The 22,243-nt window shown below is 61.3% G+C and carries 18 protein-coding genes and 1 tRNA gene; 10 read left to right on the top strand and 9 right to left on the bottom strand.

From position 1 onward, the window contains the following. Window positions 1-76: 76 nt before the first annotated feature. Window positions 77-1,864 carry a glycoside hydrolase family 15 protein gene (locus EI293_RS12100; RefSeq protein ID WP_125437947.1) on the bottom strand — a complete coding sequence of 596 codons (1,788 nt, stop codon included), beginning with the start codon at window positions 1,862-1,864 and terminating at the stop codon, window positions 77-79. Between the two features lie 176 nt (window positions 1,865-2,040). On the opposite strand from EI293_RS12100, the gene EI293_RS12095 reads away from it, so the two are divergent. The 5 genes from EI293_RS12095 (at window position 2,041) to EI293_RS12075 (ending at window position 9,183) form a co-directional block, all read left to right on the top strand. Beyond that, the gene (locus EI293_RS12095) at window positions 2,041-2,766 is read left to right on the top strand and encodes a TVP38/TMEM64 family protein (RefSeq protein WP_246010623.1); all 726 of its coding nucleotides are present in this window, start codon (window positions 2,041-2,043) and stop codon (window positions 2,764-2,766) included. Window positions 2,767-2,881: 115 nt separating this feature from the next. Further along, window positions 2,882-2,953: transfer RNA gene (locus EI293_RS12090), tRNA-Glu, on the top strand. 168 nt (window positions 2,954-3,121) lie between these two features. Continuing rightward, complete coding sequence (locus EI293_RS12085; protein WP_125437943.1) at window positions 3,122-5,281, top strand: hypothetical protein; 2,160 nt, start codon at window positions 3,122-3,124, stop codon at window positions 5,279-5,281. Between the two features lie 248 nt (window positions 5,282-5,529). Continuing rightward, window positions 5,530-7,224 (top strand): MFS transporter, encoded by a 1,695-nt coding sequence (locus EI293_RS12080; protein ID WP_125437942.1) that lies wholly within the window; start codon window positions 5,530-5,532, stop codon window positions 7,222-7,224. A gap of 168 nt (window positions 7,225-7,392) precedes the next feature. Further along, window positions 7,393-9,183 (top strand): ABC transporter ATP-binding protein, encoded by a 1,791-nt coding sequence (locus EI293_RS12075; RefSeq protein WP_125437940.1) that lies wholly within the window; start codon window positions 7,393-7,395, stop codon window positions 9,181-9,183. A 110-nt stretch (window positions 9,184-9,293) separates the two neighbouring features. Here EI293_RS12075 and EI293_RS12070 read toward each other — a convergent pair whose 3' ends face one another. Continuing rightward, window positions 9,294-11,369, bottom strand: a complete 2,076-nt coding sequence (locus tag EI293_RS12070; RefSeq protein WP_170170355.1) for a T9SS type A sorting domain-containing protein — start codon at window positions 11,367-11,369, stop codon at window positions 9,294-9,296. A gap of 185 nt (window positions 11,370-11,554) precedes the next feature. Between EI293_RS12070 and EI293_RS12065 the strand changes: the two genes are divergently transcribed. From EI293_RS12065 to EI293_RS12050, 4 genes are all read left to right on the top strand, one after another. Continuing rightward, a complete protein-coding gene (locus EI293_RS12065; protein WP_125437936.1) occupies window positions 11,555-12,445 on the top strand; it encodes a M48 family metalloprotease in 891 nt (296 codons plus the stop codon). 253 nt (window positions 12,446-12,698) lie between these two features. Next, entirely contained in the window at window positions 12,699-13,601 is a 903-nt protein-coding gene (locus tag EI293_RS12060; RefSeq protein ID WP_125437934.1) for a PhzF family phenazine biosynthesis protein, read from the top strand. A 71-nt stretch (window positions 13,602-13,672) separates the two neighbouring features. Beyond that, on the top strand, window positions 13,673-14,491 hold the full coding sequence (mutM, locus tag EI293_RS12055) for a DNA-formamidopyrimidine glycosylase (protein ID WP_125437932.1): 819 nt from the start codon (window positions 13,673-13,675) through the stop codon (window positions 14,489-14,491). A gap of 316 nt (window positions 14,492-14,807) precedes the next feature. Continuing rightward, complete coding sequence (locus EI293_RS12050) at window positions 14,808-15,308, top strand: DUF5004 domain-containing protein (protein ID WP_170170354.1); 501 nt, start codon at window positions 14,808-14,810, stop codon at window positions 15,306-15,308. Window positions 15,309-15,412: 104 nt separating this feature from the next. On the opposite strand, the gene EI293_RS12045 is transcribed toward EI293_RS12050, so the two are convergent. The 6 genes from EI293_RS12045 to EI293_RS12020 form a co-directional block, all read right to left on the bottom strand. Continuing rightward, window positions 15,413-15,694, bottom strand: coding sequence for a hypothetical protein (locus EI293_RS12045; RefSeq protein ID WP_125437928.1), 282 nt, complete (start codon window positions 15,692-15,694; stop codon window positions 15,413-15,415). Between the two features lie 15 nt (window positions 15,695-15,709). Beyond that, window positions 15,710-15,988: a hypothetical protein gene (locus tag EI293_RS12040; protein WP_125437926.1), complete on the bottom strand. Its 279-nt coding sequence runs from the start codon at window positions 15,986-15,988 to the stop codon at window positions 15,710-15,712. 159 nt (window positions 15,989-16,147) lie between these two features. Next, the gene (locus EI293_RS12035; protein ID WP_125437924.1) at window positions 16,148-17,548 is read right to left on the bottom strand and encodes a radical SAM protein; all 1,401 of its coding nucleotides are present in this window, start codon (window positions 17,546-17,548) and stop codon (window positions 16,148-16,150) included. 87 nt (window positions 17,549-17,635) lie between these two features. Next, window positions 17,636-18,364, bottom strand: coding sequence for a hypothetical protein (locus tag EI293_RS12030; RefSeq protein ID WP_125437922.1), 729 nt, complete (start codon window positions 18,362-18,364; stop codon window positions 17,636-17,638). Beyond that, window positions 18,361-19,137, bottom strand: a complete 777-nt coding sequence (locus EI293_RS12025; protein ID WP_125437920.1) for a prolipoprotein diacylglyceryl transferase — start codon at window positions 19,135-19,137, stop codon at window positions 18,361-18,363. Before EI293_RS12025 ends, EI293_RS12030 begins: the two co-directional genes overlap by 4 nt. A gap of 357 nt (window positions 19,138-19,494) precedes the next feature. Continuing rightward, window positions 19,495-20,520, bottom strand: coding sequence for an SDR family NAD(P)-dependent oxidoreductase (locus EI293_RS12020; RefSeq protein WP_125437918.1), 1,026 nt, complete (start codon window positions 20,518-20,520; stop codon window positions 19,495-19,497). Between the two features lie 222 nt (window positions 20,521-20,742). Between EI293_RS12020 and EI293_RS12015 the strand changes: the two genes are divergently transcribed. Next, window positions 20,743-21,210 (top strand): hypothetical protein, encoded by a 468-nt coding sequence (locus EI293_RS12015; protein ID WP_125437916.1) that lies wholly within the window; start codon window positions 20,743-20,745, stop codon window positions 21,208-21,210. 203 nt (window positions 21,211-21,413) lie between these two features. On the opposite strand, the gene EI293_RS12010 is transcribed toward EI293_RS12015, so the two are convergent. Continuing rightward, window positions 21,414-22,187 (bottom strand): sulfite exporter TauE/SafE family protein, encoded by a 774-nt coding sequence (locus EI293_RS12010; protein ID WP_125437914.1) that lies wholly within the window; start codon window positions 22,185-22,187, stop codon window positions 21,414-21,416. Between the last annotated feature and the right edge of the window lie 56 nt (window positions 22,188-22,243).

The following is a 22,243-nucleotide window of genomic DNA, read 5'->3' as shown; positions in this document are numbered from 1 at the left end:
GTAACCAGGCTTGGAGCATCGGAAAGGAAGGATTGCTTCGCTCTGCTCGCAATGACAACTTCTACCCTTTCATACCCTACACGAAATTAGGTTTGGCCTGTTTCTGGGCGATGCGGTAGGCGGCGTTGACGAGGCCGACGTGGCTGTAGGCCTGCGGGAAGTTGCCCCATTGCGAGCCGGTTTTGGCGTCCACGTCTTCCGAGAGCAGGCCCAGGTGGTTGGTGTAGGTGGTCAGCTTCTCGAACTCCCGGATGGCTTCCTCCACCCGGCCCACGCTGGCCAGGGCCTCTACGTACCAGAAGGAGCAAATCAGGAAGGTGGTTTCGGGCGTGCCGAAGTCGTCGGCGTGGCGGTAGCGGTAGAAAAGGCCTTCGGGGGTCATCAGGGCGTTTTCCAGGGCCGCCAGGTGTTTGCGGGCGCGCTCCGAGGCCGGATCGAGGTAGCCCATCAGGATCAGCTGCATGCCACTGGCATCGAGGTGGGGCGAGCCGATGGCGTTGGTGTAGGCTTCCAGCTCGGGGTTGTAGCACTGCTCAATGTGGTCGGCGGCGGCGCGCATCAGCCGCTCGGCGCGGGCTTCCATTTCGGTGTTGCCCACGGCGCGGGCCACCTTGCGGGCGGCGTGGCTGCCGGCCCAGTGAAACAGGTAAGTGTAGCAGTGCTTCTGGGCCAGGTTGCGGAACTCCCACAGACCGGCGTCAGGCTGATCCATAGTCTGCTCAATAAGGGCCAGTGTGTCGTACACCAGCTTTTCCGGGGCCAGCCGCTCGGGGTCGAGGAAGCGGCAATCCACGTAGAGCGGCAGCAGCGCCACCAGTACTTGCCCGTACACGTCGTTCTGAATGTGGGTGTAGGCGTCGTTGCCGATGCGCACCGGCTGATTGCCTTGGTAGCCGGCCAGCGGCAGCTCCTGCTCCACCAGCTTCGACTGCCCGCTGATGCCGTACAGCGGCTGGTACCGGTCCTGCACCTTGGTGGAGATGTTCACGATGTAGTGAAAATACCGCTCCATCTCCTCAAAATGCCCGATGTTGTTGAAGGCCGTGAGAATGTAAAAAGTGTCGCGCATCCAGCAGTAGCGGTAGTCCCAGTTGCGGGTGCTGCCGGGGGCCTCGGGCAGGCTGGTGGTGGTAGCCGCAATGATGGCCCCGGTATCCTCGTACTGGTGCAGCTTCAAAACCAAAGCCGAGCGCAGCACCTGGCTCTGCTGGAAGCTGCCGATGCTGGTGCTTTTCACCCAGGTGCGCCAGTAGTCAATGGTAGCGCGCAGAAACCGCTCGGCGGTGCTTTCCAGCGGGGCTTCCAGCGGGGCACCGTAGGTCATCACCAGGTATTTGGGCTCGTTGAGCACGAAATCTTCCTCCTCCAGCACGTAAGTGAGCGGGATGTTGGTAGTGAGGCGTATTTCCTCCTCCAGGCCCAGAAACGCAATGTGGTTGGAGCTGCGGCGGCGCGTGAGGGCCAGCTCCCCGTACTGCCCTACCGGCCGGCACGTCACCCGGATGCGGGGTGTGTCTTGCAGCGGCTCCACCTTCCGGATAAACATCAGCGGCTTGTAGTACCGGTCGTACTGCGGAAAGCGGGGCGCAAAATCCGTGACGCGGTAACTGCCGTCGGCCGTGGCAATATCGGTTTGCAGCACGTTGGTGTTGGCCAGGTAGGTCTGGTGGGAGGTGAACTCCTGCGCCGGATCGGCGGGCCGGATGCTGTATTCGCCGCCCTTGTCCTCGTCCAGCAAAGAGCCAAACACGAAGCTGCTGTCAAAGCGGGGCCAGCAGAGCCAGCGCACGGCCGTATCGGTACCAATCAGGCCCAGGAAAGCGCAGTTGCCGATCAGGCCGAAATCATAGGTATGTTTTGTCATGAAGCAAAGAATTTGCCCGGCAGCCTTGGGGCTGCGGGCGCCGTATGGTAGGTGATAGTACCCCGCCCGCGCCGTTGAGGTTGTGTCAGCCACGGATTCGCCGGGTGCGTATGCCCGGGAATTGCCGCCGTTCCGGGCTAGTTTTATCCTGTATTTGTCTTCTTACTTTCCTGATTTTGCCCGCTACCGCCGTCGCCGCCCCATCCGCCCAAAAACGCAGCAGCCGTTTGCCGCTCTACATCACCTTGTTGTTGCTGGCCACGCTGGCGGGCTGCTGGTTTGGCTGGCCGGCTTTCCAGGAAACTGCTCGGGAAGCCTGGGCGGTGCTCAAATCGGGGGAACAGCCGCGCATTGCCGCCTGGATGCGGCAGTTCGGCTACTGGGGGCCTGTGGTGCTGGTGCTGGCCATGGTGGTGCAGATGTTCCTGTTCGTGGTGAACGTGGTGCTGCTGATTCTGGTGGCCATTCTGGCCTACGGGCCGTGGTGGGGCTCGTTGCTGGCTTTGGCGGGCGTGGTGGCGGCTTCCTCGGTGGGGTACGCGCTGGGCCGGGCCTTGGGCGAGTCGTTCATTCAAAAGCTGCTGGGCCGCAAAACCGAGCAAAAGGTGCTGGACGTGGTGGACCGCTACGGCGTCTGGGCCATCATCATCGCCCGCCTCTCCCCCGCCCTTTCCGACGACGCCATCAGCTTTGTGGCGGGCCTGGCGCGCATGGGCTACTGGAAGTTCATGGCCGCTACGGTGGCCGGCGTGGTGCCCCTTATTGCTTTACTGGCTTACCTGGGAGAAGACAGTGAGCGGCTAAAAACCGGCCTGCTCTGGGTGACGGGCATCAGCGTGGTGCTGTTCGGGGCCTACGTGTGGTGGGACCGAAACCGGACAAAGCAAAAACAATCGGCTTGATTCTGCGGTATTTAGCCCGCGTTATCAAATATTTTGAACCTCTGTGTTTGCATTGAGCCGGAAACGTTCTACTTTTGCATCACCAAAACGGAAAACGCTCCGCCATTGGTTATCCGGTCCGTTCGTCTAGGGGTTAGGACAGTAGATTTTCATTCTACCAACAGGGGTTCGATTCCCCTACGGACTACTCAAAAGGCCTTCTGCTACTCAGCAGAAGGCCTTTTTTGCTTTTCCGGCAGCCTCCTATTGCCTAAGATTTATTACAAAAACCCCGGCCGGCCGTGCAACTGCCCGGTGGGGCCGCCTACCTTTGTGGGGCCTCCGGTGGGTCGGGGGCCGTTTTTCTTTGTTTGCCGTGTTACATCTTTCCGGGATTCGCCGACAGGCGGGCGTTTTCGTCACCTGCCTGCTGCTGTTCTGTGCCCTGACTACCCGCGCCCAGCGCGCCCCGCTCCTGCGCGACCTGAGTTTGCGCACCGATACCACCCGCTACAGCCTGAGCCGTAACACGGCCCTGGTGCAGGGCGAGGCCCAACTCTATTTCTACTACCGCCAGGATGATGAGGTGGCCGAGCTGCTGGTATACCCCGAAGCGCCCGGCCGTCAGGGCCTGCGCCTGCAACGCTCCGCCGATTTTACCCTGCTCGATTCCCTGACGGCCATGGATGGCGGCCAGTACTACCGGGCCAAAATGCGGTTCAAGGACCTGAGCAGCAACAAATTTCTGAGCATCACCTTCCGGCAGCCGTCGGATTCGGTGGGGTTTGCGCCCCAGACCCAGACCGTAAAGCTGCTGCCCGTCACGCGCACTACGCTGGAGTTCCGGCCTTCGGATACCGAGCTGTTCGTGGGCGAGGAAAAGGTGTTCGAGCTCAGCAGCAACAACGCCAAAAACATCCGGGTAAGTCCTGAGTGGACGCGCGGTCAGGACATTGACTACCGCCTGGAGCAGGAGAAAGGAGTGCTGCGCCTGCACGTGCTGCCCAACGCGCTGGGCACCCGCCAGCTCACCATCCGGCCCCAGACCGAGCGGCCCTTCCTCACCGACAACAACCGCCGCGTGACCTACGCGCTGCCGCCCATCCGTCAGGAATTCACCGTGAAAGCCTCCCGGCTACGGTTTCTGAGCGTCGATAAAAAGGAAATCACCCTGGATGAAAACTCGCGCCGCAAGGGCGTGGAGCTGATTCTCGACAACGGCCGCACCTTCGACCTGAAGCGTACTTACCGCATCGAGGACCAAGAGGAAGCCGGCGGCTCGCTCATTGCCGAGCTGTTTACCCGCCAGTACCTCACCAACGACCGGGTGCTGTGCTGGTTGCGCGTGTATAACACCCACCGCCAGACCGAAAGCTACCTCTACATCAAGGAAAATGACCTGGCCAAGTACATCACCAACTTCAACATCTCCCCCAAAACCACCATCAGCACCGTGAGCGTGCGGCACCGGGGCGGCGACTGGACCAACAGCGCCACCGTGAACCCCGGCGAAACCGTGGACGTGCGCCTGGAGGGTGAGTCGCTGACGCGGGCCCGGTTTCACTTCGAGGATGTGCAGGTGATTCCCTCCGACTCCAGCATCCGCTCCGACGCGGCCGTGGTGTACCGCATTAAGGTACCCCTGACCATCGACAAGAAGCGCATTACCATCTTCAACGCGGGCCAGCCCACCGGCGCGGGCCTCACGGTGCGGGAGTTTCAGCGGCCTCACCCGCTCGATTTCGTGGGCGTGACCTTCGGCGAAGCTCCCCGGCCCGTGACCCGCCTCAACGGCCCGGTACTGTACGACCGCACCATCCGCGACGTGGTGTTCAGCTTCAACTCCGGGGCCATTGATACCGACCAGCAGCTCTACGGCAAGCAGTACCTCAGCTTCGATATCCGGACGCAGAACGCCAAGGGCGAGCTGATTGAGATGCGCACCATCGACAACGTGGTGGTCTGCCCCGATGGCAACTCGGTGCGGGCCGCTTTCTACCAGGATAAGCAGTGCCAGGTGGGCAACCTGAGCCTTAACAACCTGCTCAACTCCCGCAAAACCTACGACCTCGACGACTGGAGCACCATCATCATCACCATCCGCCACAACCAGAGCCAGTACCAGGAGCCCGGCTTCACCCAGAAGCTGGAGCTGGTATTGCAGCGCCGGGTGAAGTTCGATATCGACATCAGCTTTCCGGGGGGCTTGCTTACCAAGTACAAAGGCGAGTCGAGCTTTACCTCGTTCGGGGGTATCTCGCTGGCTACACTGGCGCAGTTCAGCTTTTACCACCCCACCAAAATCAACAAGCTACGCCCCTATAAGGTGGGCGCGGGCTTCGTTGCCCTGAACGCGTTTAACCTCAGCCAGGATTCCAACGTGAACCGCGACCTGGGTATTGTGGTGCTGGGCTCGGTGTACCCCACCCGCTCCGATGCCAAGCTCACCTTCCCGCTCTACCTGGGCGGCGGCTACCTGATGAATAAGAAGTCGTTGTTCTTCCTGTTCGGCCCGGGTATCGGGATTCGGTTGTGAGTTAGGGTGTGAGGGTAAGATGGTGGGAGGGTAGGTGTCATTGCGAGGCGCAGCCGAAGCAATCCGTCCTTCACAATGCGCGAAATATCAACCTACGCAAAAGCCTCTGACATCCGAGCCGACGTCAGGGGCTTTTCAGTTTTCAGGGCTTGGTGCTTAATGAGGACGGATTGCTTCGCGCTGCTCGCAATGACACCTGCCCTCCTACCCCCATACCCTCCTACCCTACCTTCACGTAAGGGAGCAACATGTCTGCTCCGATTACTGCCCCCGCGCCGCCCGCCACGTCCACGTCGCCCTTCACCCCGCTGAAGATTCCGTTTTTCCGGATGCTGTGGATTGCCTCTTTCGTGTCGAATATCGGCACCTGGATGCAGAACGTAGGGGCCGTGGGGCTCATGACGGAGCTGACGGCCTCGCCGGTGCTGGTGGCATTGCTCCAGACGGCTTCGGCGCTGCCAGTGTTTCTGCTGAGCCTGCCCGCCGGCGCCCTGGCCGACTTGGTGGACCGCCGCCGGATGCTACTGGCCACCCAGACGTGGATGGCCGCCGTGGCACTGCTGCTGGCCGCCGTGACGCTGCTGGGACTCAATAACCCCTGGCTGCTGCTCACGCTCACGTTTCTGCTGGGGCTGGGCGGCGCGCTCAATAATCCCGTGTGGCAAACCGTAACGCCCGAGCTGGTGCCACGCCAGGAGTTGCCCCAGGCCATTGCCCTCAACAGCGTAAGCTTCAACCTGGCCCGGGCCTTCGGGCCGGCGCTGGGCGGGTTGGTGATTGGGTACTTCTCGGCGGGCGCGGCGTTTCTGCTGAACGGGTTGTCGTTTCTGGCCACTATCTACATGGTGTACAGCTGGAAGCGGGCCCCGCAGGCTACCTCCACGCTGGCGGCCGAGCGGGTGGTGGCCGCTATCCGGGGCGGGGTGCGCTACGCCCGGTTTGCGCCGGCCGTGCAGCACATTTTGGTGCGCGGGGTGAGCTTCACGTTCGGGGCTAGCGCGCTATTTGCTTTAATGCCGGCCGTGGTGTCGCAGCGGCTGCAGCTGCCCACGTCGTTCTACTCCATGCTGCTGTCGTGCATGGGACTGGGGGCCGTATTAGCGGCCGTCACCCTGCCCCGCCTCAACCGCCGCCTCACCATCGACTGGCGCGTGACGCTGGCCACGGTAGCCTTCGCCACCGGGCTGCTGGGCCTGGGCTACGCCGATAACCACTGGCTGCTGTACGGGCTACTCACGCTGGTGGGCATGGCCTGGATGCTGGTGCTTAACTCGTTCAGCGTGGGGGTGCAGACGGTGGTACCGCGCTGGGTGCAGGCCCGCACCATCAGCCTGTATTTGCTCACCATTCAGGGAGGTATGGCCCTGGGCTCGGTGGTGTGGGGCACGGTAGCCGAGCGGCTGGGCGTGACGGTAGCCCTCACCGGGGCGGCCGGCTGGCTGGGCTTTACCACCCTGCTGGTGCTCAAATTCTCCCTGCGCAACCCGCCCGAGGCCCTCGACCACACCCCCGCCCGCCCCCGCCCCGAGCCGGTGCTGGCCGAGCAGCCGGTGCCCACCGAAGGCCCGGTCATCATCACGACCACCTACCGCGTGCGACCCGAAAACCGGCCCGCCTTCACCTACCTCATGGAGCAGCTGGCCCGCATCCGCCGCCGCGAAGGAGCCATCGGCTGGGGCCTCTACGCCGATATGGCCGACCCCGAACGGATGGTGGAGTACTTCATGACGGAATCGTGGGAGGAGCATGCCCAGCAGCACGAGCGGGGCGTAAGCCGCGACGAGGCGGAGCTAAAAAACCAGATCTGGCCCCTGCACGAAGGCCCGGAACGGCCGAAGGTGTCGCACCTGCTGGCCCAGCACTACCGCCCCACCGCTGAGCCCGTACCCATGGTACCCGGCAGCACCCGCCTGATAGCCAGCACCGCCGGCGAGGCCACCTGAAGCAGTGGCGGAACCGTCTGCTGCCACGCCCCAACGTTCCGCTGCCTGGCCCGGGCTTCAGCCCTGGGGAACCCGGAGGAACCTGCATGAATCCGTGCGACCTTTGTGCGAACTGAACATTTCGCCGGTCCTGGCGCTTGTAGCCTTTCTCCCCTCTCTCACTACCGCATGAAACTACTATACCGCTACCTGCGCCACTACAAGGGCCTGCTGGCGCTGGCTTTGCTGCTGGCCGCCATCAACCAGGTTTTCTCCCTGCTCGACCCCTACATTCTGGGGCAGATTATTGACCGCTACGTGTCGCCGGCCCTGAAAAACACCCAAAAGCCCACGTTCTGGGTATTTCTCATGGGCGGCGCCGGGCTGCTCGTGCTCAAGGCCCTGGGCGTGGCCATGGTGTCGCGCATCGCCAAGAACTTCCAGGACTACTACACCAACGTCATCACCCAGCGGCTAGGCGCCGAGCTGTATTCCGACGGCCTGCGCCACTCGCTGGAGCTGCCCTACCAGGTGTTTGAGGACCAACGTTCGGGCGAAACGCTGGGCAAGCTGCAGAAGGTGCGCACCGACGTGGAGAAGCTCATTCAGAGCTTCATCAATATCCTGTTCATTTCGTTGGTGGGCATCATTTTCGTGACCTGGTACGCCCTGAGCGTGTACTGGCCCATTGCCGTGGTGTACTTTCTCACCATTCCGCTGCTGGCTACGCTGAGCTTTTTTCTGAGCAAGCGCATCAAGGTGATTCAGAAAACCATTGTGGCCGAAACCACCGCCCTGGCTGGTTCCACCACCGAAAGCCTGCGCAATATTGAGCTGATCAAGAGCCTGGGGCTGGCCCAGCAGGAAACCCAGCGCCTGAACGCCACCACCGAAAAAATCCTGAAGCTGGAGCTGAAAAAGGTGCGTTACCTCCGCTCTTTGTCGTTTGTGCAGGGCACGTTCGTGAACCTAATGCGCAACGTAATTCTGCTGATGTTGGTGTTTCTGGTGGTGCAGGGAGTAATTGAGCCGGGCAAGTTTATCACGTTCTTCTTCTACTCCTTCGCCATCTTCGGGCCGCTGCAGGAGCTGGGTACGCTCATCAACATCTACCGCGAAACCGAGGCGTCCCTGGCCAACTACCAGCAGATTCTCGACACGCCCAAGGAAGTCAAGCCGGCCCACCCCAAAACCATCGACCAGATCGAAACCCTGGCCTTCGACGACGTGCATTTCCAGCACCTCACGGCCAGCGCCCCCGCCCTCGACGGCATCAGCTTCCAGACCAGGCTAGGCGAAACCATTGCCTTCGTCGGGCCGTCGGGCTCGGGCAAAACTACGCTGGTGAAACTGCTGGTGGGCCTCTACCCGCCCGCCCAGGGCCGGATTCTCTACAACGGCATCCCCGGCCCCGAGCTGGACCTCGACACCCTGCGCGAGCAGATTGGCTTCGTCACCCAGGACACCCAGCTGTTTGCGGGCACCATCCGCGAAAATCTGCGCTTCGTGGCCCCTAACGCCACTGACGAGCAGTGCCTGCACGCCCTGCACCAGGCCGCCGCCGATACGCTGCTGGCCCGTGCCCCCCTCGGCCTCGATACGGTGATTGGCGAAGGTGGCGTGAAGGTATCGGGTGGCGAAAAGCAGCGCCTGAGCATCGCCCGCGCTTTGCTGCGCCGTCCTACCCTGCTGGTGTTCGACGAAGCCACTTCAGCCCTCGACTCGCTGACCGAGGAAGAAATCAGCCAGACGGTGCGCGAGCTGTCGGGCTCCCGCCGACATATCACCATCCTAATTGCCCACCGCCTGAGCACCATTCTGCACGCCGACCGCATCTTTGTGCTGGAGCGCGGCCACGTCGCCGAAGCCGGCCGCCACGAGGAGCTCTTGGCGCAGCGCGGCCTCTATTACGCCATGTGGCGCCAGCAGATTGGCGAGCGGCCCCAGGCCTCCATCCGCCCCCAGCCCCAGCCGGTTTAAGCAGTAGCGTGAACTTTGCAGTTCGCGCTACTGCCCGCTTCCATCATATAAAAAGCCGCCGGCCCGAAGTATTTCGGGCCGGCGGCTTTTTAGGCAAAAATGAGACGAATCTACTGCTTCACTACCCGGGTGCGCACCAGCCGGCCGCCGCCCGTACGCCATTCCAACAGGTACACGCCCGGCCGCACATCGGCAGCCAGCAGCTCCACGGCGGTTTGCCCGGCCGGCACCGGCTGCTCCCGCACCAGGTGGCCCGCCAGGTCATAGAGGCGCAGGGTAGCGGCTTCGGCGGCGGGCAGTGCCACCCGCAGCTCCGCGCTGAAGGGGTTCGGGTAAGCCACCAGTTCGCCGGTGCCGGCCACCTGCACCGTTACCACGGCGGAGTAGTACACGGTACCATCCTCATCCTGCTGCCGCAGCCGGTAGTAGCGCGGCCCGGCCGTGGTTCGGGCATCGAGGTACTCGTAATTGCGCACGGTGAGGGAATTGCCGGCGGCGGGCTGCCGTTGCAGCTCCTGCCACTCGCCGGCCGGGTTTGCGGTAGTTTCCACCGCGAAGAAGGCACTGTTCACTTCCGCTGCCGTCTGCCAGCGCAGCCGCACGCCCCCGCTCACCCGCCCGGCCCCGAAGCTAACCAGCGTGACGGGCAGCGTGGATGCCAGACGCACGTAGCTGGGGTTGCCGCAGCGCGGGGCACCCAAGCTGAAGTCGATTTCGGCGTTGCCGCCGGCCACGTCGTTGGTGGAGTTAAGTACCCGGTTCTGGGTGTTGGCCGCAATGGAGAAGTGCATCACCGCGCCGGGCTTAATGATGTGGCCCAGCTGAATCCCGTGGCCCTGCTCGTGCAGCGACACGGTTTCAAAGTCCGTCTGGCCGCCGGTGGGCGCGGCCGGGCCATACTGCCAGTTCCGCTCCCCATCGAAGATGTAGTCGGTGCCTGATAATACCCAATTAAAGCCGCCCGCCCCGTTGGAACAGCCGGAGAAGTAGGAGTACGCCACGCCCAGCACGCCGGCCGGCAGCTCGGTGGCATCATCAAAGCTCACCACGTTCACGTTATCATTGGCCACGTTGGAGTTGATGGTAGTGGTACCGGCTGCTATTTTGCGGTTGGCACCCACTCCGTTGCGCCAAGTGGTAAGGGCCCGCTCGAAGGATGCCGTAGCGGCGGCGTTGGCCGCGAAATTCTGGTTGTATGTGAGCGTATAGCCGCCGGTGCCGTCCCGGCTCACCAAGGCCACCGGAGCCGGGGCCCCGTTTGATTCAATGTTGGCCAAAGCATAATCTACCGTCAGATTGGTGCCGCTCAGGCTGCTTTCCGAGGTACCGTTGGTAATCAGCAGCCGACCCGTGCCGGCCGGCCCGGCCCCACCCACCGTCACGGAAGGCACCCGCACCTGAATTTCGGTGTCCGACCAGCTCAAATATTCCCCGGCTAGCGGCGACACGAACGAAGTGCCGCCATTGTTGGCGTTGCTGAACCCCACCGTCCCGTTGCCCTGCGTGGCCCCGAACCCCGAGCCGGTAATCGTCAGCACCGTGCGGGTGCCGGCCGTGACGGTTGCGGGGCTGAAGCCGGTAATAACCGGCGCGGCGGCCGGCCGGGCCACCCGGCTCAGACGGGCTACAAGCAACTCGTTTGGCTGAATCTCGCGGTACGCCTGCCCGGTTTGCGCCTGAAGCGTGGGGTACAGCTCCTCCGTGATGGAGGTGTAGCGGCGGAATGGGTCGGCAGCGGTGGCCGTGGTCAGATCCAGCCGAATCAGGCCCTGGGGGCCGGCCGCCAGCCGGTAGCGGCCGGGCTGGGTGGGGTCGGGTTGCAGCAGGAAGATGGCCTGCTCGCCGGCGGCCAGCGCGGGTGCGTTCGACACTTCCTCGCGGCGTGGGCCCACGGTGCCGCCTTCCGTTACCAGCGTTAGTTTTCCGGCCGGCAACGCACCTCGGAATACTTTAAATACGTCCAGCTCGTTGAAGGTGAGGATGTGCAGGCCGGTGTCCTGGCTGCGCACGGCCTGTACCCGCGCCTCCACTACCAGTGGGGCCTCCTGCAGCCGTTGCGCCCACGACAAGGGCTGCAACAGACACGCCTCCTGGGCCTGTGCGGAGCCCGCTAATGCCCAGACCAGACCAACTGCACCAAGCCCTGCCCGCAGGAACCCTTTCCCTAGTAATTGTGTTTTTTTCATGTAGCTCAGAAATTTTCCCACGCCCGCTCGTCTCCTCTCGCTCACCATTGCAGCGAATATCTGCGGTGGCGAATATACAAGGAAATTGCACAACGCGCCGCTAACCGGCAAAATTCCGCACAGCACTGCTTGTTATTTCCGGCAAGGTAATTGCCAATTACTTTTCACACAAAAAGCACTTTTCCATGAACCACCCATGCTTTTTCCGCCGCTTCGCAGGTCTGGTACTTGCCGGGTGGCTTGTCATAACGGGCTCAGCCGAAGCCCAATCGGCTGCTACCAGCCAACGCGACGTGCTACGCGAAATCACCGATGTGGTGGGCCTTAAGCCTCGCTTCCAGCTGCGCGCTACCACGGAAGTACAGAATGCCGCCGCCGTGGTGTACGGCGGCCAACGCTACCTGCTGTATAACCCGCAGTTTGTGGCTGCCGTGAACCGCGCCGGCCGCACCGACTGGGCGGGTATCAGCATTCTGGCCCACGAAATGGGCCACCACCTCAACGGCCATACGCTGCGCCCCGGCGGCTCCAATCCCGCCGATGAGCTCGAAGCCGACGAGTTTTCGGGTTTCGTACTGCGGAAGATGGGGGCCAGTCTGGCGCAGGCGCAGGCCGGCATGGCGGTGGTTTCCGATGAGGAAGCTTCGCCTACGCATCCCGGCCGGAACTCCCGCCTGACTTCCATCGGGGAGGGCTGGCAGCGCGCCAGCCAGCAGATTGTGGCCAGTAACCGCATGGCAGCGCCTTCGGCGGCCCCGGCCGTACTGGCCAACCGAGCTACTGCGCCTGTGCGAACGGTAGCCGCCAACACGGCCTCGCCGGTGAGCGTGCTCGGCAAAATCACCTTCCGCGACAATCCCGACCAGGATTATTACATCACCAACCGCCTGAGCGTGGTGCGCTTCGATGCCGATGCCCGTACGACGCAGATAGTGGGCCGCCTCACCCGCTCCGAGAGCGTAAACTACCCGTACGTGCTGGTTGATGGGCAAGAGCGCCGCCTGTACATCAGCCGCTCGGGCAGCATTTTCGACACCAGCGGCCGCCACGTAGCCCAGCTGGCCGACCCGTCGTAGGTTGAAACGTAGTAAATAGAACCTTATAGAACGTCATGCTGAGCTTGCCGAAGCATCTCTACCGCTTCGTTGCAATGCTATTCAGACGAAGCGGTAGAGATGCTTCGGCAAGCTCAGCATGACGTTTGACGAACTTTCTAAACAGCTTCTACCGTTCAAACAGCACTGGTACCGTACGCGGCCGGCTTCCCGGCATTGGGAAGCCGGCCGTTACCTTTGCGGCTTCTTTCACTTGCTGAGCTACCTGAAGCCGATGGCCGAATATCCTTTCCTGCTGGTCGATGCCTTTACTGAAACCGCGCTGGGCGGCAATTCCTGCGCTGTGGTACTCGATGCCGACGACCTCCCGCCCGAGCGGATGCAGCAGCTGGCCCGCGAGTTCAATCAGCCCGAAACGGCCTTCGTACGCCGCTCTGCCTCGGCCGATTTTGCGGTGCGCTATTTCACCCCGGCCGAGGAAATTCCGCTGGCCGGCCACCCCACCATTGCCACCCTCACGGCCCTGCTGCACACCGGCCGCTTGGCCCGCCCCACCGGCTCTGCCGAGCTGGCCCTCACCCTGGAACTGCTGCACGGCCCCATTGCCGTAGCGGTAGAAGCCGCCGAGCCCGGGCGGCCCTGCCGGATTCATATGACCCAGCGCCGCCCCGTGTTCGGCCCCCTGCACGATGCCACTGAAGTGTTGCCGATGTTCGGCCTCACCCCCGACGACCTGCTCCCAGGAGCTGTCATCCAGACGGTGAGCACCGGCACGCCCCAGCTGATGGTACCCCTGCGTGACCTAGACGCGTTGCGCCGCGCCGGCCTGCCCCAGCCGGCGGCCCTGGAAGCCTACCGGCGAGCCAGCGGCTTTTTCAGCTCCCATCTGTTCTGTTTGCAGGGCGCTACGCCGGCCGGCCAGACTTTTGCCCGCCACATCTGTACCCCACCCGATGTGCTGGAAGACCCCGTTACGGGCTCCGCCACGGGCGGTATGGCCGCTTACCTATGGCACTACGGGCTGCTGGCTTCCCCTACGTTTGTGGCTGAGCAGGGCCATTGGCTGGGCCACCCCGGTACGGTGCAGGTGCAGGTACTGGGGCCGCCGCAGGAGATTGAGGCGGTGCGCATCAGTGGTAAGGCCGTGGTGGTGGTAGAAGGCCGCCTAACCCTGTAAATCGCCCTGGGCGCAACCGAAACCGCGCCTCGGCAGTTACTACCCGGTACTCCACCCGCTGCCCTGCTTTCATGCCCGAATTACCCGAAGTCGAAACCTACCGCCGCTTTCTCGATGACCTGGTGACGCACCAGACCATTACCGCTTTCGAAGTAAAAGACGCCCACGTACTGGGCACCGACGAGGATGTGCTGCGCCCGGCCTTGGTGGGACGCACCATCATGGGGACCAGCCGTTTGGGCAAGAACTGCTTTCTGCTGCTGGACGATGGTCGGGTGCTGGTGCTCCATTTTGGCATGACCGGCGACGTGGGCGCTTACCGCGACGAGGCCGATGCCCCGCGCTTCACCCGGGTGGCCCTGCACCTGAGTTCCGGGCTACGTGCGGCCTTCGTGGATCCGCGCAAATTTGGGCGTATCCGGCTGGCCGAGAGTGTGGACGCCTACCGGCAGGCCAAGAAGCTGGGACCTGATGCGTTGGATATTACAGCGGAGGAGCTGCAAACCAAGCTCAGCCGGCGCAAGACGATTCTTAAGCCCTTGCTGCTTAACCAGAGCCTGACGGCCGGACTGGGCAACTGGATTGTCGATGAGGTGCTGTTTCAGGCCAAAATTCATCCGGAACGCGTGGCCAACACGCTTACGACGGCGGAGTTTAAGCGGCTGCACGCGGCCATCCAATTGGTATTGCATACGGCAATTCAGCACGAGGCTAACTACCGACAGTTCCCGGCCAGCTTCCTGATTCACGCCCGGGAATGGGACGATTCTGCTACCCCCGGCACCGATGCCCACCTGCACTGCCCCCGCCACCCTCGTACGCTAATAGCAAAAACCTACGTTGGCGGTCGGGCCACGTACACCTGCCCGAAGTGCCAGCCGGAAATCTGACAGAAGAATAGTTCTATTCCTAAAACTTCCGCCCCGACTTATCAAAAAGTCGGGGTATTTTGTTTTATAAGGATTTAACGATCAAATAATCAAGAAAATACGCTAATTATAGTACTTCTCAGATACACCGTTGGAAGAAACGACCAAATTACCCAACCACCTGAACCAGTACGATTTATAATTAGTTAGATTTGCACAACGGCAGTCACCAGGCAGCCTGAGTAGTAGAGAAGTTGGACGTTTAACTGTGAGGCACATGCCGCAGAAGTACTACGCCGAAAAGCGTGTTGTTGCACATTCACCAAAAACCGTTTTCATGAAGAAACTGCCCGTATTCCTGAGCCTGTTGGCAAGCACTCTCGTATTTGCCTCGTGTGAGAAAGAAATTGAGGAGATAAAGGACCCCGCCCAGGAAGTGGCAGCTGCCGCTGCAAATGCCCAATCGAAGCCCGAGTTGCTGGCCGCCGGCCCCTGGCACCTGACCAGCCTCACGCTGGCCAGTATCACTCCCGGCACTGCCGCCGCACCGGCCGTCGATATCCTACCCCGCATGAAAGCCGCCCAGCGCGACAATCAGCACACGTTTAAAACCGATGGCGGTTACGTTCTCGACGAGGCTGCCGAAAAAGCCTACGTCGAAGCCCCCCAGCAAATCACCGGCAACTGGAAGCTGAATGGTGACTCGCTTACCGTAACTCAGCCCAACGTTACCCGCCACTTCTTCGTGGAGGAGCTGAACACGACCACCCTGCGCGTGAAACTCACGCAAAAGGGTGAGCAGGGTACCACTACTTACACCTCCGTATTCTCGCGCTAAGCGCCTCCCTAGTTCCCAACCACCGTTCACGTATTGCAACACGGCCCCGCTGGCACCAGCGGGGCCGTGTTGTATTTAAGGCCGGGTTACTCAGGCCAGACAGCTCAGATTTTTCCCAGCCCGCCCAGCATAAACATGGCCGCGCAGGAGCCAAATCCAATCAGAAATACCAGCAGCGCGCTCAGGAAATACGCCGCCGGCCCGCGCCGGAAATGCACGATGCCCAGCACTATATTTACCAGCGCCAGCCCCAGGTACACCACTACAAATAGCACCACGGTAGTACCATCGGTGGGTTTGGCCAGCACGCCCAGCAGTACGGCCGCGCCCAGCACCACCAGCAGATTATTGCGCAGAATGCGGGAAGTGGGCGTTGGTTCAGTCATAGCAGCAGGCAGTAATTAGTGCATGTTCCCTAGCTTCAGATGCGTGGCGCAGTCGCCGAACCCAATCATAAACACCAGCAGCGCCGCCAGCAGAAACCCGATACTGGTTTTGCCCCGGCCGCTGAATAAACAGATCATGAACAGCACACTGTTCACGAAAGCCATAGCAAAGAGCAGCACAAAAATACCTTCGTCGCCGCCGGTGAGCAGTTGCCGCCCGATGTGCAGCACCAGCACCACGCCCAGATTGATGAGCAGGATACGGCCGATGTAGTGTTTGGGAGCGGGTTCCATTAATCTGGTAGTTTGACGAACCGGCCCCGGTCCGGCGGCTGCAAGCCGTCGGGCCGGTTGAAGTGCGCTGATGTTGTCACGTCGTCGTTCGGTTGTCAGCTTACGTCGACCGGCCCGACGGCTTGCAGCCGCCGGACCGGCACACGGCTTTTGGAGCTGCTACAGTACCGGAATATCGCGCAGTACCTGCAGGCGGGCCAGTTTCTCCTCGTCGCGGTAGAGCAGGTTCATGGTTTCGAAGGGGATAATCTTGAGGTCCTTGCTCACGATGTGGACGCAGGACTTTTTGATGGCCCGCACGTCGAAATTCCAGGCATCCATGAACTGCAGAATGATGATGCGGAACAGGTTGTCGTAGCCCAGATTGGGGGCCTGCACCTGCGGCAGGCAGCACAGCAGCTGGTTCATCTCGGGCAGCACGGTATCCACGGTGTTGGCGGTGCTGAACAGCTTGAGCAGGTGCTGGCGCAGGCGCGGGTCCCGCTCGTACACGATGGTGTTGCCGCCGCTCTGCAACAGGTCGGCGGGGTCGATGTAGCGGGTCAGCGGGAATACCTCCCCGTCGAGTTTGAGGGCGTAGGCCATGGCCAGCGCATCGGGGTTGCAGGGCACCGGCAGCAGGTCTTCGGCCGTGAATACGGGGCTTTGGTCTATGATGCCCTGGCGGACTTCGGTGAGGCTGAGCCGGTCGGTGGCGGGGTCGAAGTGCTCCAGGCGGCCGGCGGCCTGGGTGGGCTGGAACGTGACGCCGCGCACGCACTTCTGCTTCAGGGCGAAGTCGATGATTTCGCCCATTTCGTCGTCGTTGAGGCCTTTTTGCAGCGTGACCACCAGCGTGGTGCTGAGGTTGTACTTGTTGAGGTGCTCCAGGGCCTGCATCCGCACCTCGCGCAAATCACGCCCGCGCATGTTCTCCAGCACCTCCTTCCGGAACGAATCGAACTGCAGGTACACCTCAAAAGCCCCGGCGTAGGTAGCCAGCCGGGCCACAAACGCCTCATCCTTGGCCAGGCGCACGCCGTTGGTGTTCACCATCAGGTGCTTGATGGGCTTGCGCTTGCACATATCCAGAATTTCCCAGAACTGCGGGTGCAGCGTGGGCTCCCCGCCGGAAATCTGCACTACGTCGGGCTCGCCCTCGTTTTCCACCAGCACGTCTACCATCGCCTCCACCTCGGCCAGGGTGCGGTGCCGGCCGTGCAAAGGGCTGCTTTCGGCATAGCAGGTGGGGCAAGTGAGGTTGCAGCGGTCCGTTATTTCGATGACGGTGAGGCAAGAGTGCTGCTCGTGGTCGGTGCAGAGGCCGCAGTCGTAGGGGCAGCCGTAGTGGGTGGCGGTGTTGAAGCGGCGGGGCGTTTCGCTGGGCTTCACGTAGTTGCGGATGCTCTTGTAGTACTCCACATCGGTGGCAATGAGCACGCGCTGCCGGCCGTGCTCGGGACAGCGCTTGAGCATGTACACGTTGCCGTCTTCAAATACAATCTTGGCTTCCACCCGCCGCAGGCAATGCGGGCACAGGCTCAGGGTGAAGTCGTAGTAGGTATAAGGACGTTCGGGCATAGTGAGGGGGGCTTAGATTATTGTTGAGAGCAGACTACAAGCACAAAATCTACTTATACATACTAGAATAAAATCAGCAAATGCATACTATTTGACCGGCAGCTGTAACTTCTTCTGCTTCCGATATCTATTTCGTTCTTGTTTCATTCTCATAATATCACCATAAGTCATTATTTTCGAAGTAATAGTAGCTCCACCATTCATCCACGATTTAAACGGGATACTCATATGAAAGTAATTACTCCTTTCTTTCTCATTAATAACAAGAACCAGCTCATCTATAAACTCCTCCAAAACCTCTGCCTCATGAACATCTTTTTGCGCTGAAGGTGTCCAATAATTTTTAAATTTATACTTCCAATTTACTTTATCTTCTATGATGTATTCAATACCATCCAGACCATTTTTCCAATTTTTTATATACTGACTGCTAGGCATTTGCCTGATTTCATACTTATTCATAACAGATAATATACTGGCGCAGGCGAGTGAATCTAAGTCATCTTTGATGACAAAATATCTATCTGTAGCTTCTTCTTCATATGGAACATACTCTTCCACCCAGTGAATCAGCCTGCCACCTAATTTATTTTTATCGCACCATACTTCCACTACTACTTCATTCAACCATAATCTAAAAAAATCCTCCTTGTAACTTGTCACTATATCCTCTGCTTGAATCTTTTCTCTTCGACTATTCATGTATTCATACCAAAATACATCTATACTATCATTGGAAACTAATGATTGACTCATTACATTTTTCGATAATACCGTAAGCATTATAGTTAAAAAAACACCAAGAACCAGCTTCATTTTATCAAGAATTTACTCTGACTATTTTCCCGATTTTCTGCATCCCGCCCAAACAGCCACCCGTAGTACCCCAGCCCGGCCACGCAGGCCCACTGGATGGCGGTGAGGCCCCAGCCGGCCGGGGCGGGCGTGGGTTTGAGGAACTCCACCAGCAGCCGGAACAGCAGGTAACCTACCATAAAAAACCGGAACCGCCAGCCATCCGGCAGCGGCCCGCGCCGCTCCCGCAGCCAGAGCAACGCCCCCAGCAGCAGCAGCCACAGAATTTCGTAGAGGTTGGTGGGGTGGCGCGGCACGCCGTCGCCGAAGTTGATAGCCCAGGGCAGCGTGGTGGCCGTGCCGAAAGTGCCATCCTCAAGGCCCGAGAAATGGCAGCCGAGGCGGCCGATGCTCATGCCCAGAATGACCGGGTACACCATCAAATCCCCGCTGGAAGAAGTTACCCCGAGGCGCTTCTTGGTCAGTTCCACGCCTACCAACCCGCCCAGTAGGCCGCCCACGATGGTTTTGTTGGTGAAGTAGTACAGCCAGCCGCCGGGCGGATTCGCCAGCAGTTCCGGGTGCTCCAGCAGCCCCAGCATCCGGGAGCCGAGCAAAGCTCCGGCCGCGCAGCCCACGAATATCCAGAGGCGGTTTTCCTCCGAAATCGGGTCGAGGGTGCGGCGGCGCAGGTGCTGGTAGAGCCGGTAGCCGCCGGAATACGCCAGCACCTCCAGCAGCAGATGCACCGGCAGCACCAGCGGCCCCAGGGAAAGGTGAACGGGATAAGTCAAGTCGGTTGCCGGTTGTTGGCGGCAATATAGCGGCTTCCGGGATGGTGCCACCGGTCCGGCGGGCGGAGCCCGTCGGGCCGGTTGTTGCGTGCTGACGTTGTGACGTCGTTGTTCTCACAATGCAGACGACAACCGGCCCGACGGCTTCCAGCCGCCGGACCGGAACGCCCTACTGCTTTGTTCGGGCGATTCACTAGCCCAGGGTTTAAACCCTGGGCTATGGAGCGGTTACGGCCGGTTACTTTGGCAACCTCAGCACGCAAGATGCTTCGACTACGCTCCACTTGATGCGCAGAATGCTCAGCATGACGTTCTTTGAATTATTACCGGCAACGCACAACCAACTACACGCCCCCCCTAACGCTCGTTATTCTCCGCTTCAGCTTTGCGGGTCAGGGTGGTGAGCCAGGATTTGGTTGCCTCCGATTCGGCCTCGTAGCCGAAGCGCCGCTCGTTGCCGACGACGTCGGCGGGGCCGGGCAGGCTGCGGTTGGCCCAGCTGAGCAGGTCGGCGGTGGTGCCGGGCAGCAGGCCGTGGAAGAGGGAAAGCAGCTTGGCCGGCAACCCCAGAATCACCTCGGCGTCGCCGCGGCGGCAGGCGTTCCAGATTTCGCGGCCGGCCCGCTCCGCATCCATCGAAATGGCCGGCAACGAATCGGCAATGCTGAACCAAGCGTACTCCTTCTCGTGCTGGCCCTTGAGCGTGGCGTTGCGGGGGCTGCCGGTGCGCATCAGGCCGGGGCACACGGTGGTTACCTGAATGCCGTACTGCAATAGCTCGGCCCGGAAGCCTTCCGAGAGGCCCACCAGCGCAAACTTGCCCGCGCTGTAGGGCACGAGGTGCGGCACCGCCACCTTGCCGCCCACGGAGGCAATGTTCACGATACGGCCCTCACCCCGGCGGCGCATGGCCGGCAGTACGGCCTGCATGGCATGCAGCGGAGCCCAGAAATGCACTTTCAGCGAATCCTCGTAGTCGCGCACCTCCATGTGGTCGAGGGCGCCGACGCTGATGAGGCCGGCGTTGTTGATGAGCACCTCCACCGGCCCGAAGCGCTGCTCTACTTCGGCCACCAGCGTACGCACCTCGGTGGGCTCCGACAGGTCGCGGGCCAGGGCCAGCACGTCGGCCCCAGCGGCGGCCAGCTCCTGGCGGGCCCGCTCCAGCTCGTCGGCGTCGCGGGCGCAGATGGCCACGCGGGCACCCTCGGCCACGGCCTGCCGGGCCAGAATCAGGCCCAGCCCTCGCGAGCCGCCCGTGATGAGCACCACCCGCCCGCGCAGGTCGTAGTCGCCCCGGCGGTTGGCGTAGAGCGTGGCGGCGAACAGACCGATGGCGCTGGCAGCGGCCACCAGCAGGGAATTGCGGGTATCAGGTTTCATACGCGGGAGGGTTGGGGAGAGTAGACTGCCGTTGTAAGCGAATCGGGGGGGAAAGGTTACGCCGTGTATGCAGGTGCCCGAATATTTTTCCGCCCGAAATGGAATACCCCAGCCCGTTGTGGCGTTCTGGCAGTCCGGTTTACAAAACTGGCATCATCTTTACTGCCTCAACTCCGAAGCGGCGCTTCCCGCCGGCTTCGCTACTCACTACTTTCAGATTACATGAAGACTCCTTTGCTGGCCGCGCTGCTGACCCTCACTGCCACTCCGGCCCTGCTGGCCCAGACCACGCCGGGCCGCTCTGCTTCCCAGGCCAAACCCTCTACCACCGCTGCCGCCCGCCCTGCCCCGGCCCTTAACGAGCAGCAGGTGGAAGCCCGGGCCAACGCCCTCACCGACAACATGCAGAAGGCGCTGGGCCTGACGCCGCAGCAGCTGGAAAAGGTGCGCCAGATCAACCTCATCAGCGTGCGGGGCGTGGAATCGGCCCGCCAGAAGTACGCCCGCAACGTGCGCAAAATGGCCGGTGTGGTGGACGACATCGGCCAGTCGCGCCTCTCCATGCTGAAGGAAACCCTCACCCCCGCCCAGTTCGACAAATACCAGCGCAAGCGCGAGGAAAAGATGGGCGTGCCCAGCTCGCAAGGCGCACAAGGCAACCCCGTTCCCGGCCTGCCCGGCGGGGAGTAAGAGTTAGGGTAAGAGTGTGTGAGGGTAGGAGTTAAAAAGGTGTCATCCTGAGTATGTCGCGCATCAAGCGAAGATGAAGGACCTTATCACTTCTGAACGGCAACCGGCAGTGCGGTTCGTGCCAACGTGATAAGGTCCTTCATCTTCGCTTGATGCGCGACATCTGCTTAACTCCTACCCTCACACACTCCTACCCTCCTACCCTAAACCTCGCTCACCATCTGCCAGCCCAGCTTCAGGATAAAGGCCGAGACGACGACCAAAAACAGCCCGCGCACGAAACCGGTACCGTGGCGCAGCGCCAAGTGCGCGCCCAGCGTGGAGCCGATAATGTTGCTGATGGCCATAGGAATAGCCACCGCCCACAGAATCTGGCCGGTGTAGGCGAAGTAAGCCAGGGCCGCTAGGTTGGTGGCAATGTTCACCAGCTTCGCCGAGGCAGAAGAGGTTATGAAGTCGAAGCCGAACAGCCCCACGAAGGCAAACAGCAGAAACGAGCCCGTGCCCGGCCCGAAAAACCCGTCGTAGAACCCAATGACCACGCCCACGGCCGCCCCATAGAGCGGCTCCCGCTGCGGGGACAGCTTGGGTGCGTGCAAAGAGCCGAAATCCTTGCGCCAGAAGGTGTAGATGGCAATGACTATTAGCAAGCCCAGCACCAGTTTCGGGAGCAGCTCCTGGGGCAGCTGGCTTACCACCCGCGCCCCCAGAAACGAGAATACACCCGCCACCACGGCCGCCGGCCCCACCGCCCGCCACTGAATGGGCACCTGCCCGGCGTAGCGCCGAAAGGCCGCCGCCGTCCCCAGCAGCGAGGATACTTTGCCCGTTCCCAGAATCGTGGGCGTGGGCATGCCCTTCAGCAGCAGCAGCATGGCCGGTAGCTGAACCAGGCCGCCACCGCCCACAATGGCATCAATTAAACCGGCCAGAAAAGCCGCCCCACACAACAACCCCAGCGTCAGCGTCGAAATCATACGGCCGCGAAGGTACTGTGGCAGGTGGCTACATCCGCGTATGTTTGCCTCTCATT

The organism is Hymenobacter perfusus, from assembly GCF_003944765.1.
GTDB lineage: Bacteria > Bacteroidota > Bacteroidia > Cytophagales > Hymenobacteraceae > Hymenobacter > Hymenobacter perfusus.
This window is presented reverse-complemented; position numbering and strand designations above follow the sequence as displayed.